Annotated in this window: 12 protein-coding genes and 1 pseudogene; 6 read left to right on the top strand and 7 right to left on the bottom strand. The window is 73.8% G+C overall.

Features of this window, described 5'->3' with window-relative positions; genetic code table 11:
* Positions 1 to 11 precede the first annotated feature (11 nt).
* The 4 genes from AB0J21_RS14190 (at position 12) to AB0J21_RS14175 (ending at position 4,488) form a co-directional block, all read left to right on the top strand.
* Positions 12 to 1,379 (top strand): multidrug effflux MFS transporter, encoded by a 1,368-nt coding sequence (locus AB0J21_RS14190; protein WP_363146170.1) that lies wholly within the window; start codon positions 12 to 14, stop codon positions 1,377 to 1,379.
* Entirely contained in the window at positions 1,376 to 2,506 is a 1,131-nt protein-coding gene (locus AB0J21_RS14185) for a serine hydrolase domain-containing protein (protein ID WP_363146258.1), read from the top strand. Before AB0J21_RS14190 ends, AB0J21_RS14185 begins: the two co-directional genes overlap by 4 nt.
* Positions 2,507 to 2,593: 87 nt before the next feature.
* Positions 2,594 to 3,610 (top strand): small ribosomal subunit Rsm22 family protein, encoded by a 1,017-nt coding sequence (locus AB0J21_RS14180; protein WP_363146169.1) that lies wholly within the window; start codon positions 2,594 to 2,596, stop codon positions 3,608 to 3,610.
* A gap of 128 nt (positions 3,611 to 3,738) precedes the next feature.
* A complete protein-coding gene (locus tag AB0J21_RS14175) occupies positions 3,739 to 4,488 on the top strand; it encodes a bifunctional DNA primase/polymerase (protein WP_363146168.1) in 750 nt (249 codons plus the stop codon).
* A 53-nt stretch (positions 4,489 to 4,541) separates the two neighbouring features.
* On the opposite strand, the gene AB0J21_RS14170 is transcribed toward AB0J21_RS14175, so the two are convergent.
* The 5 genes and pseudogenes from AB0J21_RS14170 to AB0J21_RS14150 form a co-directional block, all read right to left on the bottom strand.
* Positions 4,542 to 5,423, bottom strand: coding sequence for a hypothetical protein (locus AB0J21_RS14170; protein ID WP_363146167.1), 882 nt, complete (start codon positions 5,421 to 5,423; stop codon positions 4,542 to 4,544).
* Positions 5,424 to 5,517: 94 nt separating this feature from the next.
* Complete coding sequence (gene efeU / locus AB0J21_RS14165; protein ID WP_363146166.1) at positions 5,518 to 6,411, bottom strand: iron uptake transporter permease EfeU; 894 nt, start codon at positions 6,409 to 6,411, stop codon at positions 5,518 to 5,520.
* A gap of 7 nt (positions 6,412 to 6,418) precedes the next feature.
* A complete protein-coding gene (gene efeB / locus AB0J21_RS14160) occupies positions 6,419 to 7,732 on the bottom strand; it encodes an iron uptake transporter deferrochelatase/peroxidase subunit (RefSeq protein WP_363146165.1) in 1,314 nt (437 codons plus the stop codon).
* A gap of 5 nt (positions 7,733 to 7,737) precedes the next feature.
* The gene (efeO, locus tag AB0J21_RS14155; RefSeq protein ID WP_363146164.1) at positions 7,738 to 8,880 is read right to left on the bottom strand and encodes an iron uptake system protein EfeO; all 1,143 of its coding nucleotides are present in this window, start codon (positions 8,878 to 8,880) and stop codon (positions 7,738 to 7,740) included.
* 370 nt (positions 8,881 to 9,250) lie between these two features.
* Positions 9,251 to 9,660: pseudogene (locus tag AB0J21_RS14150) on the bottom strand (ATP-binding cassette domain-containing protein); the annotation flags it as partial.
* A gap of 204 nt (positions 9,661 to 9,864) precedes the next feature.
* Between AB0J21_RS14150 and AB0J21_RS14145 the strand changes: the two are divergent.
* Together AB0J21_RS14145 and AB0J21_RS14140 are read left to right on the top strand one after the other, a co-directional pair.
* Entirely contained in the window at positions 9,865 to 10,560 is a 696-nt protein-coding gene (locus tag AB0J21_RS14145; RefSeq protein ID WP_363146163.1) for a PhzF family phenazine biosynthesis protein, read from the top strand.
* A gap of 99 nt (positions 10,561 to 10,659) precedes the next feature.
* The gene (locus tag AB0J21_RS14140; RefSeq protein WP_363146162.1) at positions 10,660 to 11,040 is read left to right on the top strand and encodes an SH3 domain-containing protein; all 381 of its coding nucleotides are present in this window, start codon (positions 10,660 to 10,662) and stop codon (positions 11,038 to 11,040) included.
* Positions 11,041 to 11,162: 122 nt separating this feature from the next.
* Here AB0J21_RS14140 and AB0J21_RS14135 read toward each other — a convergent pair whose 3' ends face one another.
* The gene (locus AB0J21_RS14135; RefSeq protein ID WP_363146161.1) at positions 11,163 to 11,837 is read right to left on the bottom strand and encodes a biliverdin-producing heme oxygenase; all 675 of its coding nucleotides are present in this window, start codon (positions 11,835 to 11,837) and stop codon (positions 11,163 to 11,165) included.
* A gap of 173 nt (positions 11,838 to 12,010) precedes the next feature.
* Positions 12,011 to 12,868 (bottom strand): type I methionyl aminopeptidase, encoded by an 858-nt coding sequence (gene map / locus AB0J21_RS14130; protein ID WP_363146160.1) that lies wholly within the window; start codon positions 12,866 to 12,868, stop codon positions 12,011 to 12,013.
* Between the last annotated feature and the right edge of the window lie 53 nt (positions 12,869 to 12,921).

The following is a 12,921-nucleotide window of genomic DNA, read 5'->3' as shown; positions in this document are numbered from 1 at the left end:
GGAGAGGCGAAATGCCCAAGCGCGCCCAGGGCACGCGACAGGACCGTACCGACCGACCGATATCCAAGGCCGCAGCGTCGCCCCCGGGGCTCCCCGCCCAGCGTCGCGCCGGCCTGCTCGTCACCCTCGTCCTGGGCGGACTGACGGCCGTGCCGCCGCTGTCCATGGACATGTACCTCCCCGCTCTGCCCAAGGTCACCGAGGCGCTCGACTCGCCTGCGGCGACCGTCCAGTTGACGCTGACCGCCTGCCTCACCGGGATGGCCCTCGGCCAGCTCGTCGTCGGTCCCATGAGCGACCGGTGGGGGCGACGTCGGCCGCTGCTCATCGGACTGGTCATCTACGTGGCCGCCACCGCCGTGTGCGCCTTCGCGCCCGGCGTCGGCCTGCTCATCGGCTTCCGGCTCCTCCAGGGCCTCGCCGGAGCCGCCGGCATCGTCATCGCCCGCGCCGTCGTGCGCGACCTGTACGACGGCATGGAGATGGCCCGCTTCTTCTCCACCCTCATGCTGATCTCCGGGGTCGCCCCGATCGTCGCCCCGCTCATCGGCGGACAGGTGCTGCGGTTCACCGACTGGCGCGGGATCTTCGTCGTCCTGACCGTCGTCGGCGCCCTCCTGACCCTCGTCGTGCTGCGCCGCCTGCCCGAGACCCTGGCCCCCGCCGACCGGCACACCGGCGGCACCCGCGAGGCGCTGGGCACCATGCGCTCGCTGCTCGCCGACCGCGTCTTCGCCGGGCACGTCCTCGTCGGCGGGTTCACCTTCGCCGCGCTGTTCGCCTACGTGAGCGCCTCGCCGTTCGTGATGCAGGAAATCTATGGCGCCTCTCCGCAGACCTTCAGCCTGCTGTTCGGCGTCAACTCGGTCGGGCTGATCGTCGTCGGCCAGATCAACGGACGCGTCCTGGTCGGCCGGGTCAGCCTGGAGAAGGCCGCCGCCGCCGGCTTGTGCCTGATCACCGTCGCCGCGCTCGCCCTGCTCGTGATGACCTCCGGGGTGTTCGGCAAGGCCGGCCTCGTCCCGGTCGCCGTGGGACTCTTCGTCCTGATGTCCTCGATGAGCCTCGTGCTGCCCAACGCCCAGACCCTGGCCCTGCAGCGCGCCTCGCACGCCGCCGGTTCCGCCTCCGCGCTGATCGGCACCTCCTCGTTCCTCATCGGCGCCATCGCCTCCCCGCTCGTCGGGATCGCCGGTGAGCACACCGCCGTACCGATGGCCGTCGTGCAGCTCACGAGCGTCCTGATCGCCCTCGGCTGCTTCCTCGCGCTGTGCCGGCCCGGCGCCGGCCGCGCCTCCGCCACGGTGCGCACCGAGAAGCTCCCGGCCTCCGCGAAAGAGGCGCGGCCCCACCCGGCGGAAGAGGTGAGCGAGGACTGAACATCCCGCGACTGCGGTACGACAGCCCCGCCAGGGCCGGACTCGACCCGCAGGAGACCAAGCTCCTCGTCCAGGAGGCGCGCGCCCTCACCGAGGGCCCGTCCCCCTGGTGCGCGGGCCTCGTCGTGCTGGCCGGACGCGGACCCGTCGTCGCCGTCGAGGCGGCGGCGGGCTGGGCGCTGCGCTACCGGGGCTGGGACGAGGAGCTGGGCGGGCCGGTCGAACTGCCGCGCGCCGAACGGGTCGCGGTGACCCCCGCGACCCCCTTCGACCTGGCCTCCCTCACCAAGCTCTTCACCGCCTTCACCACGCTCCAGCAGATCGAACGCGGCACCCTCGGCCTCGACGCCCCCGTCGCGGACCACCTGCCGGACTACCCGGCCGCCGCGCACCACGGCCTCACCGTCCTCCAGTTGCTCACCCACACCACCGGACTGCGGCCCGAACTCCCGCTGTACGACCTGCCGGACCGGGCGGCCCGGATCGAGGCGCTGCGCGTCGAGGAGCCCGTCGCCGAGCCCGGCACCCGGATCTACTCCGACCTCAACATGCTGATCCTCCAGCAGCTCCTCGAACGCGTCACCGGGCGGCCGCTGGACCGGCTGATCGAGGAGGGCGTCACCCGGCCCCTCGGCATGACCGCGACCCGCTTCGGGCCCGCGCCCGGCGCCGCCGCCACCGAGGACCAGCGCCGCCCCTGGGCCAAGGTGGACCGTGGCCCGCTGCGCGGCGTCGTGCACGACGAGAACGCCTGGGCCCTCGGCGGGGTCGCCGGGCACGCCGGACTGTTCTCGACCGCCCGCGACCTCGGCGTGTTCTGCCGCACCCTGCTCGGCGGCGGCTCCTACGGCACCGCCCGGGTGCTCGGCGCCGACCACGTCGCCCTCATGCTCGACCTCGGCCTCGGCTTCGAGGTCGACCGGCCCTGGTTCATGGGCGAACTCGCCGGACCGTACGCCGCCGGGCACACCGGCTTCACCGGCACCTCCCTCGTCGTGGACCGCGCCACCGACACCTTCCTCGTCCTGCTCGCCACCACCGTCCACCCGCGCCGCACCACCCCCGACAGCACCCCGCGCGCCCGCGCCGCGACCCGACTGCGCCGGGCCGTACGGGGAGCGGGCTGAGGGCCTGCCCGCCCGCGGGCCGCTCCCGCGGGCCGCTCCCGCGCCCGGCCGCCGGGGCCGGGCCCGTCGGCTGCCTAGAATTCCCGGGTGAACCACCCCCTGCCCCCCGCCTCCGCCGCCCCGGCCGACCCCGCGAGCGCGCTGCGCGCCGCGCTCGCCGGGCTCCTCGACGGACTGCCCCCGCGCAGCGCCGCCCAGGCCGTCGAACGGCTCATCGCCAACTACCGGGGCCGCACCCCCACCGACGCCCCGGTCCTGCGCGACCGCTCCGACGTGGCCGCCTACGCCGCGTACCGGATGCCCGCGACCTTCGAGGCGATGCGCGCGGCCCTCGGCGCCCTCGCCGACGCCGCCCCCGGCTGGAGCCCGGCCCTCCACACCGACATCGGCGGCGGCACCGGGGCCGCCGTCTGGGCCGCCGGGGCGCTGTGGGACGGGCGGCGGCCGGTGACCGTACTGGACTGGGCGCAGCCCGCCCTCGACCTCGGCCGGGAACTCGCCGCCGCCTCCCCGTTCCCCGCCGTACGCGGAGCCGAGTGGCGCCGCAGCAGGATCGGAGCGGCGCTCACCGTCGAGAGCAGCGATCTCGTCACGGTGTCCTACGTGCTCGGCGAACTCACCGAGGCCGACCGGGCCGCCGTCGTGGACGCGGCGGCGGCAGCCGTCACCACCGGGGCCGTCGTGATCACCGAGCCCGGCACCCCGGAGGGCTACGCGCGTGTCCTCGCCGCCCGCGCGCGACTGCTCGACGCCGGACTGCACGTCGCCGCGCCCTGCCCGCACGACGCGCCCTGCCCCATAGCGCCGGGCACCGACTGGTGCCACTTCTCCGCGCGGGTCGCCCGCTCCTCCCTGCACCGCCAGGTCAAGGGCGGCTCCCTCCCGTACGAGGACGAGAAGTTCAGCTACGTCGCCGCCACCCGCTTCCCGCCCCGGCGGGCCCCCGCCCGCGTCCTGCGCCGCCCCCAGATCCGCAAGGGACAGGTCCTGCTGGAGCTGTGCGAACCCGACGACACCCTGCGCCGCGCGACCGTCACCAAACGCCAGGGCCCGCTCTACAAGGACGCGAGGAACGCCGACTGGGGCGACCCCTGGCCCCGGTGAGCCTCTCGGTGCGCCCCCGGTGAGCCCGGGGTGAGCACCGGTGCGCGGGGTCCGCGGGACGGACCGGAGTCCGGCCCTGTGGCGAATGGTGGCACCATGGAGCGCACCAGGACGACGTGAGGGGATTGATGGGCGCAGCGTTCGGCCGACGGTCAGACGGGCAGAGCCGGTTCTCCCAGTGGTGGCAGCGGGGAGCCAGGCACCGGCCCGAGCAGGACCCGGGAGACGGGGAACGCACCGCGCTGCTGCTCGCCGCCGCGGCGGCCGGACTGCCCCTGGCCCCCGCCGCGCACCCCGACGGCTACCGCTGCTCGTGCGACCGTGTGGGATGCCCCACACCGGGCCGGCACCCCGTCTCCTTCGCGTGGCAGACCCAGTCGACGCACGACCGCGGCCAGGTCGAACGCTGGGCGGCGCACGACCCCGAGGCCAACTTCATCACCGCCACCGGCATGGTCCACGACGTCCTCGACGTGCCCTACGGCACCGGGGAGCAGGCCCTGCGCCGGCTCGCGGACGAGGGCGTCGAGGTCGGCCCGGTCGCGGTCAGCGACGACGGCCGCATGCTGTTCTTCACCACGACCCGGGGCACCCCCGAGGACGAGGACGAGTGGTGGCCCTGCGAACTGGACTGCCACCCCGAGACGATGGACGAGCACCCCGGCCTGCGCTGGCACTGCCGGGGCAGTTACGTCCTCGTCCCGCCCGCCCGGCTCCCCGGCGAGCCCGGACTCGGCGTGTCCTGGCTGCGCGGCCCCGAACACCCCCTGGTCGACCCGCTCAGCCTGCTGGACGCGCTGACCGACGCCGTGGCCGTCGCCGCCGGCGGGGCGGGCGGCGAGGCCGACGTGGCGAGCTGGCCGCACGGCGGCCGGTGAGCGGACGGTGACCCGCGAGGCGGCCCCCGGAGGCGGTTTTCCCGGGGCCGTCCTCAGCCGCCCTGCGCCCCCGTCACGCCCTGGAGCCGGTTCAGGAAGACCGCAGGCCCCGACTTCGGCACCACGACCGCCTCGTTCGAGGTGTACTCCAGCGTGTAGGACCGCTTCACCTCGCCCTTCAGCAGCGGCTTCACCCCGGTGGGCAGCGTGATCCGCACGTCGGGCGCGGCGGTGCGCCGCTCGTAGTGCCGGGACGCGAAGAACACGAGCTTCCCGCCGTCCCGCGTGCGCAGCGCCCACGGCCGGTACGTTCCGCCGGCCGCCGCCTCGTCGGCGTACTGCGTCGTCCAGCCCGGCCGGTTCGCGGCCTTCTTCCGGTCCGCCCGCCAGCGCGTCGTGTGCTGACCGGGTGCGAACCGTCCGCCCCGGCCGTCCTGGAGGAACCGGGCGTAGCGCGCGCTCAGGTCGCCGGGCGGGGCGGGCACCGGGTGGCCCTCGCCGTCGACGCGCAGGGCGGGGATCTCGTCGGGGGTGAGGATCGACAGGTAGGTGGCGCGCCAGGCCGCTTCCGGCCCCGAGCGGGTGAACACGAAGAACCAGCGGGTGTCCTGGCCCGGCACACCGTCCCGGTCCCGGTTGGTGTCCGCGTCGGCGACGAACCAGCGCGGCCAGCCCTTCTGCCGCGGGATCAGGTAGCGCACGTCGGACACCTGGAGGGGGACCGCCTTCGGCGCGCCCCCGGGGTGCCCGGCGCGCCGGCTGCGCAGCCCGTCCTGGGTGATCGCGCCGAACGGGCCCGCGAGCACGTCCTCGTCGAGCGCCGGATCGAGGGCGCGCGCCGCCGCGTTGTACGCGCCGGTGAACTCCTTCAGCGCCCGCGCGGCCTCGCCCCTCGTCGCCGTCGGGACGAACGCGTCCTCCCCGTGCACGGTCACACAGCCGCTCGCGGTGAGCGCGAGCGTCAGCAGGGCCGCGCCCGTCGCGAGGCGGCGCCCCCGGCGGTGTGCCCGGGCACTCCCGCCCGCACCGTCAGGCCGAGACCCCGGGACCCGCCTCGGCAGCCCCCTCTTCGGCAGCCCGCTCATGAGTTCGCCTCACCCTCCCCGTACCGCTTCCGCGCCCGAACCCTACCGGGGCGAAGAAGAACAGGAGGACCGGTACGAGGTACAGCGCCCACACCGTGACCTGGAGGACGGTCGGATCGGGCTGGAAGTTGAACACGCCCTTCAGCAGCGTCCCGTACCAGCTGTCCGGCGGGATCGCGCCGCTGATGTCGAAGGCCAGGCGCGTGAGGCCCGGCAGCACGTCGGCCTCCTGGAGGTCGTGGAAGCCGTAGGCCAGCACCCCGGCCGCCACCACGACGAGCATCGCGCCGGTCCACGTGAAGAACTTCGCGAGGTTGACGCGGATCGCACCGCGGTAGAACAGCCAGCCGAGCAGGACGGCGGTGGCGAGTCCCAGCACCACCCCGATCAGCGGCCCGTGCGTCCCGTCGCCCGAGGCGCGCACCGAGGCCCACACGAACAGCGCCGTCTCCAGCCCCTCCCGGCCCACCGCGAGGAAGGCCGTCAGGACCAGCGCCCCGGTGCCCATGACGAGCGCCTGGTCCAGTTTCCCGTGCAGTTCGGACCTCAGGTGCCGGGCGGTGCGCCGCATCCAGAACACCATCCAGGTCACGAGGCCCACCGCGAGGACCGACAGCGAACCGCCCAGCCCCTCCTGCGCCTCGAAGGTCAGCTCCCGGGAACCGAAGGTCAGCGCGCAGCCGAAGCCGAGCGCGAGGAGGACCGCGACGGCGATCCCGGTCCAGACCGGCCGCAGGGCGTCCCTGCGGCCCGTCTTGACGAGGTACGCGACGAGGATGCAGACGACGAGGCTCGCTTCGAGCCCTTCGCGCAGCCCGATGAGGTAATTGGCGAACATGGCGTCCTCAGGAGGAGTGAGTGGACCGGGGGGAGGGCCGGCCGGAGAACAGCGTGCTGCCCCACCAGTCCCGCGCGTCCCGCACCCCGGGCGGGATCGCGAACAGCGCCGAACCCACGTGCTGGATGTACTCGTTGAGCGCGTCGTGCCGCGCGAGCGCCCGCTGCACGGGCACGAAGCCGGTCCGCGGATCGCGCTGGTAGGCGAGGAAGAACAGGCCCGCGTCCAGCCGGCCGAGCCCGTCGGTGCCGTCCGTGAAGGAGTAGCCGCGGCGCAGGATGCGGTGCCCGCCGTGCGCGTCCGGATGCGCGAGGCGCACGTGCGCGCTCGGCTTCATCGCCTTCAGGAACGGTTCGTCGCGCTCCTTCGCCTTCCCCGCGGGGGCGCCCTCCCGCTTGTCGCGGCCGAACACGTCCTCCTGCTCGGTGAGCGAAGTCCGGTCCCACACCTCGATGTTCATACGGATACGGCGCGCCACGAGATACGAGCCGCCGGTCATCCACTCCGGGCCGTCCTGCGCGCCGACCCACACGTGCTTCTCCAGCGCCCCGGCGTCCTCGCCGGACACGTTGCTCGTGCCGTCCTTGAAGCCGAACAGGTTGCGCGGGGTCTGCGCGCCCGGCGTCGTCGAGGAGGTCTTGCCGAAGCCGAGCTGGGACCAGCGCACCGCGACCGTGCCGAAGCCGATCCGCGCGAGGTTGCGGATCGCGTGCACCGCGACCTGCGGATCGTCGGCGCAGGCCTGCACACACAGGTCGCCGCCGCTGCGGGCCCGCTCCAGATGGTCGCCGGGGAAGGCGGGCAGCTCCGCGAGCGCGTCCGGGCGGCGGCCCGACAGGCCGAAGCGGGAGAACAGCGAGGGGCCGACGCCGAAGGTCAGGGTGAGCCGCGAGGGGGCGAGGCCGATCGCCTCACCGGTGTCGTCGGGCGGGGCCTCGGGCATCCCGAAGGCGCCCTCGCCCACGGCGTGCCCGGCCGTCATCCGGGCCGCCGCCCGCGTCCACTCCTTGAGCAGCGCGACCAGTTCGGCGCGGTCCCGCGTCGTGACGTCGAAGGCCGCGAAGTGCAGCCGGTCCTGCACGGCCGTCGCGATGCCCGCCTGGTGCGCGCCGTGGAAGGGGACGGCCGCCACCGCGCCGTCCGGCTCCGAGCCCAGCGCCGCCGCCGTCCCGCCGGCCGCCGCCGCGCCCAGCACGAGTCCCGCGCCACCCCAGCCGAGCAGGGCCCGGCGCGAAGTCCCGTGCCCGGCGGGGGCCCCGGCCCCGTCCGCGTCCGGCGCCGGGTCCTGGTCCGGCGCCGTGTCCTCCCGCTCGGTGCTCACGCCGGTCACTTCCCGACGACGGCCGCGGCGAGCTTCGACAGCGGCTCGGCCAGCGCGTTGACACCGTCCGAGAGCCTCTTGCGCTGCTCCTTGGTGACCTTGTCGTACGAGGTGAACGCGTAGGAGCCGGGGGAGGGGCGGTAGGCGTCCAGTTCCTTGTCGAGGGCGGCGAACCGCTTGTCGAGCTCGGCGGTCAGCTGCGCGTCGTTCTTCGCGGCGACCGGCTTCAGCAGCGCGTACGCCTTCTCGGCGCCCTCGACGTTGGCCTTGAAGTCGACGAGGTCGGTGTGCGAGTAGCGTTCCTCCTCGCCGGTGACCTTGCCGGTGGCGACCTCGTCGAGCAGGTCCTTCGCCCCGTTGGCCATCGAGGTGGGGGTGATCTCGGCGCGGCCCACACGCCGCTGCCAGTCCTTCAGGTCGGTGTCGAGCTGCGTCGCGAGCTGCTTCTCGGCGGGGCCGATCCTTCCGTCCTGCCACAGCGCCTTCTCCAGACGGTGCCAGCCGGTCCACTTCTGGCCCTTCTCCAGGCCGTCGGCGCGCGTGTCCGTCTTCGGGTCGATGTCGCCGAAGGACTCCGCGACCGGCTCGGTGCGCTCCCAGCCGATCCGGGAGGGCGCGTACGCCTTCTTCGCGGCCGCGAGGTCCCCGGCGCGCACCGCGTCGGTGAAGACCTTGACCTTCGGCAGGGTCTGATCGGCCTGGTCCTGCACGTAGTTGCGGTAGTCCAGGACGGCCTGGTCGAGCTTCGGATCGCGCTGGGCGGCCGAGCCGCCCGTGACGTCGAGCTTCTGCCGCACGCCGTGGCCCTTCATACCGGGGCGGCAGGCGATCTCGTAGGAACCGGGCTTGATCTCGGCGGTGAGCGTGTACGAGGTGCCCGGGCCGATGTTCTCCTTCTCGGAGACGATCCGGCCGTCGGGGAAGACGATCTCGACCTCGGTGGCGCGCTCGCCCTTGTTCTGGATCGCGAGGGTGACCTTCCCGGCCTCCGCGGTCTTCGCCGTCGTGTCGCACCGGCTGTCCGCCGCCGTCACCTTGATGGCGCCGTCGCCGTTCTTCGCCTCGCTCTTCTCGGTGCAGCCGGTCAGGGCGCCCAGGGCTGTCGCCCCGGCGAGGGCGGTCAGGACGGAGAGACGGACGGCTCGCATGGATGCTCCAGGGACAAGGAGGCGGCGGTGCCGAAGCGCCACCGGGGGAGGAGGGTGCCCTGCCGGGCGCCCCGCAGGCGGCGACAGCCCGGGCCGCCCCGTGAGGCAGCAATAACTTAGCCCAGCCTTACCTATGCCGAATCCATCCTTCCAGTGATTCACGTCTCATCCCCGGCATTCGGCAAAGGCGGCGTCAAGCGACTCTCCGGGAATCGCCAAGGGGCGGGCCTCGTACGGCGCTTGGAACACGGCCCGTCCCTGGTGCGCGCGGCCCGCGCTCCTCACCCGCGTACCGGCAGCACCAGCGGGACACCGGCCGAGGGGTGCGGCAGCACCTCCACCTCCTGCCGGTACCCGCGGGACAGCAGCCCCCGCCGGAGAGCGCCGAGAAGGAGAGCGGCGCGAACGCGGTCAGCTCGGTCGCCGCCATCGCCGCCATCGCCGCCATCGCCGCCATCGCCGCGCGCACCGCCGGGCCGTCCTCGTCCTCGCGCGGGGTGCCGCTCCAGGGGGCGCGGCCCATCCGCACCACCTCCGCCGCCGCGAACGGGAAGGACAGTGCGGCCGGCTGCGGCAACACCGCCCGCCGCACGGCCAGTTCGGCCGCCGTCCAGGCGCCGGCCGGCCGAGGGCCAGCACCCGGCCACCGGCCACCGGGACGTCCGCCGCGAGCGCGGCGAGCAGCGTCGACCTACCGGCCCCGTTGGGCCCGACGAGCGCGAGCACCTCGCCCGCGCGCACCACCAGGTCCACGCCGGAAAGAACCTCCCGCGCCCCCAGCCGCGGCCGGCGCGGGTGCCGTGTACCTCGCCCGCAGGCGCGATACGGTCCGGTCCTGACCCGTCGGTGTCCCCCCGCGCCAGGAGTGCGGGGGGACACCGCGTGTGCTCCTGGCGCCCGGAGGGGCCGGTGCCCGCGCGAGGCCCCGGCCGGCGCGTCCGCGCCGGTTTCCCGGCGGCGGGCCCGCCCTGTTTCAATGCCGCCATGAGCGCACCGCGAAGGCCCGAACCCGACGTCCTGCGCGTCTTCTGCGACGCGCGGGGCGGGCACGGAAACGCCCTGGGCGTCGTACGCGACGGCTCCGCCGTTCCGGGCCGCGCCGAGCGGCAGGCGTACGCCGCACAACTGGGCTTCAGTGAGACCGTGTTCGTCGACGACCCGGAGCGCGGCGTGGTCGACATCTACACCCCGAGCGTCCCGCTGCCCTTCGCCGGTCATCCCCTGGTCGGCTGCGCGTGGCTGCTCGACCTGCCCGAGCTGCTGCCCGGGGTGGGGCCGGTGGACGCGCGCTTCGACGGCGAGTTCGCCTGGATCTCCGCCGACCCGGACTGGGCCGCCGACCGCGTACCGGTCCGCTACGGCTCGGTCGCCGAGGTCGAGGCGCTGCCCGTCCCCGAACCCGGACACGGCTGGCAGTACGCCTGGGCCTTCGAGGACGAGGCGGCGGGCCGGGTGCGGGCCCGCGGGTTCCCCGGCCGGGGCGACGCGATCGACGAGGACGAGGCGACCGGTTCCGCGGCCCTCGCCCTGAGCCGGCACCTCGGTCGCGCCCTCAACATCACCCAGGGTCACGGCTCGCAGATCCTCACCGCCCCGGGCCCCGACGGACGGGTCGAGATCGGCGGCCGGGTGCGGCTGGTGTCCGCCGGTGGCTGGACACAGGCGCCACCATGCGAGTGAACTGACCGTTTCCTTGCGGCACTTCGCGCCGCCGGCATGCGATGAAGGGAGGGCAGCCGGGGCAGTCCCGGGGCACAGAACCCGAGAGAAGAGAGAACCATGCGCGCACCGCACGCCGGGCACCGCGTCACCGCCGTCCTCGCCGGCGCCCTGATGGCAGGCGCCGCCTTCGCGACGCCGGCCCTCGCGGCCGCTCCGAAGGACGCTCCTGCCACGGGCGTCGTGACCGCCGAGCAGACGAAGGCCGCCTACCCCAAGGGCAAGGTCGTCTCCCGTCTGCCGCTGTCGATCCGCGAGAGGCCGACCACCAACTCCGCCTACCTCGGCAGCTTCAAGCCGGGCACCGTCATCAGCCTCCGCTGCAAGGTGCACAACCAGAACGTCGACGGCAACGACCTCTGGTACAAGCTGTCGGAGCGCAAGGGTTGGGTCGCCGCCCGCTACGTGAAGAACCTGTCGTACGTCCCGTACTGCAAGTGACTCACCCGCCTCACGTGACGCGCTGACCGCGTCCCGGGCACCTCACAGCGAAGCCCCCGCGTCCTGCCCGCAGGACGTGGGGGCTTCGCTGTGGACCGGGCGGCCGGTGCGCCGGGAGGGGATCAGGCGGCGGCGAGCGGGAACTCCTCGCCCAGCGCGCGGAAGACGGCCGTGTTCAGCGAGAAGGCCCGCTTGCACTCCTCGACGACCCGCGGCCGCTCGATCTCGTCCAGCGGCAGCGCGTCCAGCAGCTCGCGGTACTCCCGCTTGAAGGCCGCCGGATTGCCGATCCTCTCGAAGACGTAGAACCGCACCCCGTCACCCTTGCGCGCGAAGCCCCAGGTCCGCTCGGCCTTGTCCCGGATGATCTGACCGCCCGACAGATCACCGAGGTAGCGCGTGTAGTGGTGGGCCACATAGCCGCCGGGCCACTCGCGCGCGCACTCCGCGACCCGCCGCGCGTACGCCTCGGTGGCGGGCAGGGCCTGTGCCCGCCGCTGCCATCCGGCGCCCAGCAGATGCGTCAGATCCCGCTCCAGCTCCGGCAGCCGGGTCAGCTCGGGCCGCAGGAAGGGGCCCGCCACGGGATCGTCCGCGAGCGCGCCGGAGTGCTCCTCCAGCGCCCGGTACACGAACCACAGCTGCTCGGTGTAGCGGGCGTAGGCCGGGACACCCAGCCGCCCGCCCAGCAGATCGCTCATGAACGTCGAGGTCTCGGCCTCGGTGTGCTGCGCGTGCGACGCGGAGCGGATGACGGCCGAGAACGCGGTCTCGGTGGTGTCCGGCGGGGTGTCCAAGGGGACCTCCGGGGAGCGAGGGGAGCCGAAAGGGCGGGAACCAGCACGATCATCCAACTTAGGTAAACCTAAGTCAACTGGTTCCCGACGACCTGTCGGTAAGGAATTCTCGTCCCGCCACGGCCCTCGCGCCACGCCCGCGCCGCCAGGCGAGGGGCGCGCGGGGAGGCGCGCTAAGGCAGCGTCAGGATCTCCGCCCCCGTCTCCGTCACCACGAGGGTCTCCTCGAACTGCGCGGTCCGCCTGCGGTCCTTCGTGACGACCGTCCAGCCGTCGTCCCACTGCTCGTAGTCGTACGTCCCCAGGGTCAGCATGGGCTCGATCGTGAAGGTCATGCCCGGCCGCATGACGGTCGTGGCGTGCGGGCTGTCGTAGTGCGGCACGATCAGCCCGGAGTGGAAGGAACGGTTGATCCCGTGCCCGGTGAAGTCCCGCACCACGCCGTAGCCGAAGCGCTTGGCGTACGACTCGATGACCCGGCCGATGACGTTGATCTGCCGTCCCGGCCGCACCGCCTTGATCGCCCGGTCCAGCGCGTTGCGGGTGCGCTCCACGAGCAGCCGGGACTCCTCGTCCACCTCGCCGACCAGGTACGTCGCGTTGTTGTCGCCGTGCACCCCGCCGATGTACGCGGTCACGTCGAGGTTCACGATGTCCCCGTCGTTCAGCACCGTCGAGTCCGGGATGCCGTGGCAGATCACCTCGTTGACCGAGGTGCACAGCGACTTCGGGAAGCCCCGGTAGCCGAGCGTCGAGGGGTACGCGCCGTGGTCCACCATGTAGGCGTGCGCGACCCGGTCGAGCTCGTCCGTGGTGACGCCGGGCCGGATGTGTTTCGCGGCCTCGTCCATGGCGCGGCGCGCGATCCGCCCCGCGACCCGCATCGCCTCGATGGTCGCCGCGTCCTGGACCTCGGGCCCGGTGTACGGCGTCGGCGCGGGTTTGCCCACGTACTCCGGACGCCGGATGTTCCCCGGGACGGACAGTTTGGGAGTGATCTCCCCTGGTACGACAAGTGACTGGCCAGACATATCGGCGAGTCTAGTCAGGCCCGGCTGGGGCACGATGGGCACAGGAGCCCGAG

The organism is Streptomyces sp. NPDC049954, from assembly GCF_040656295.1.
In the GTDB taxonomy this organism is placed as follows: Bacteria; Actinomycetota; Actinomycetes; order Streptomycetales; family Streptomycetaceae; genus Streptomyces.
The sequence above is the reverse complement of the archived record's forward strand: the minus strand, read 5'-3'. Positions and strand labels throughout refer to the sequence as shown.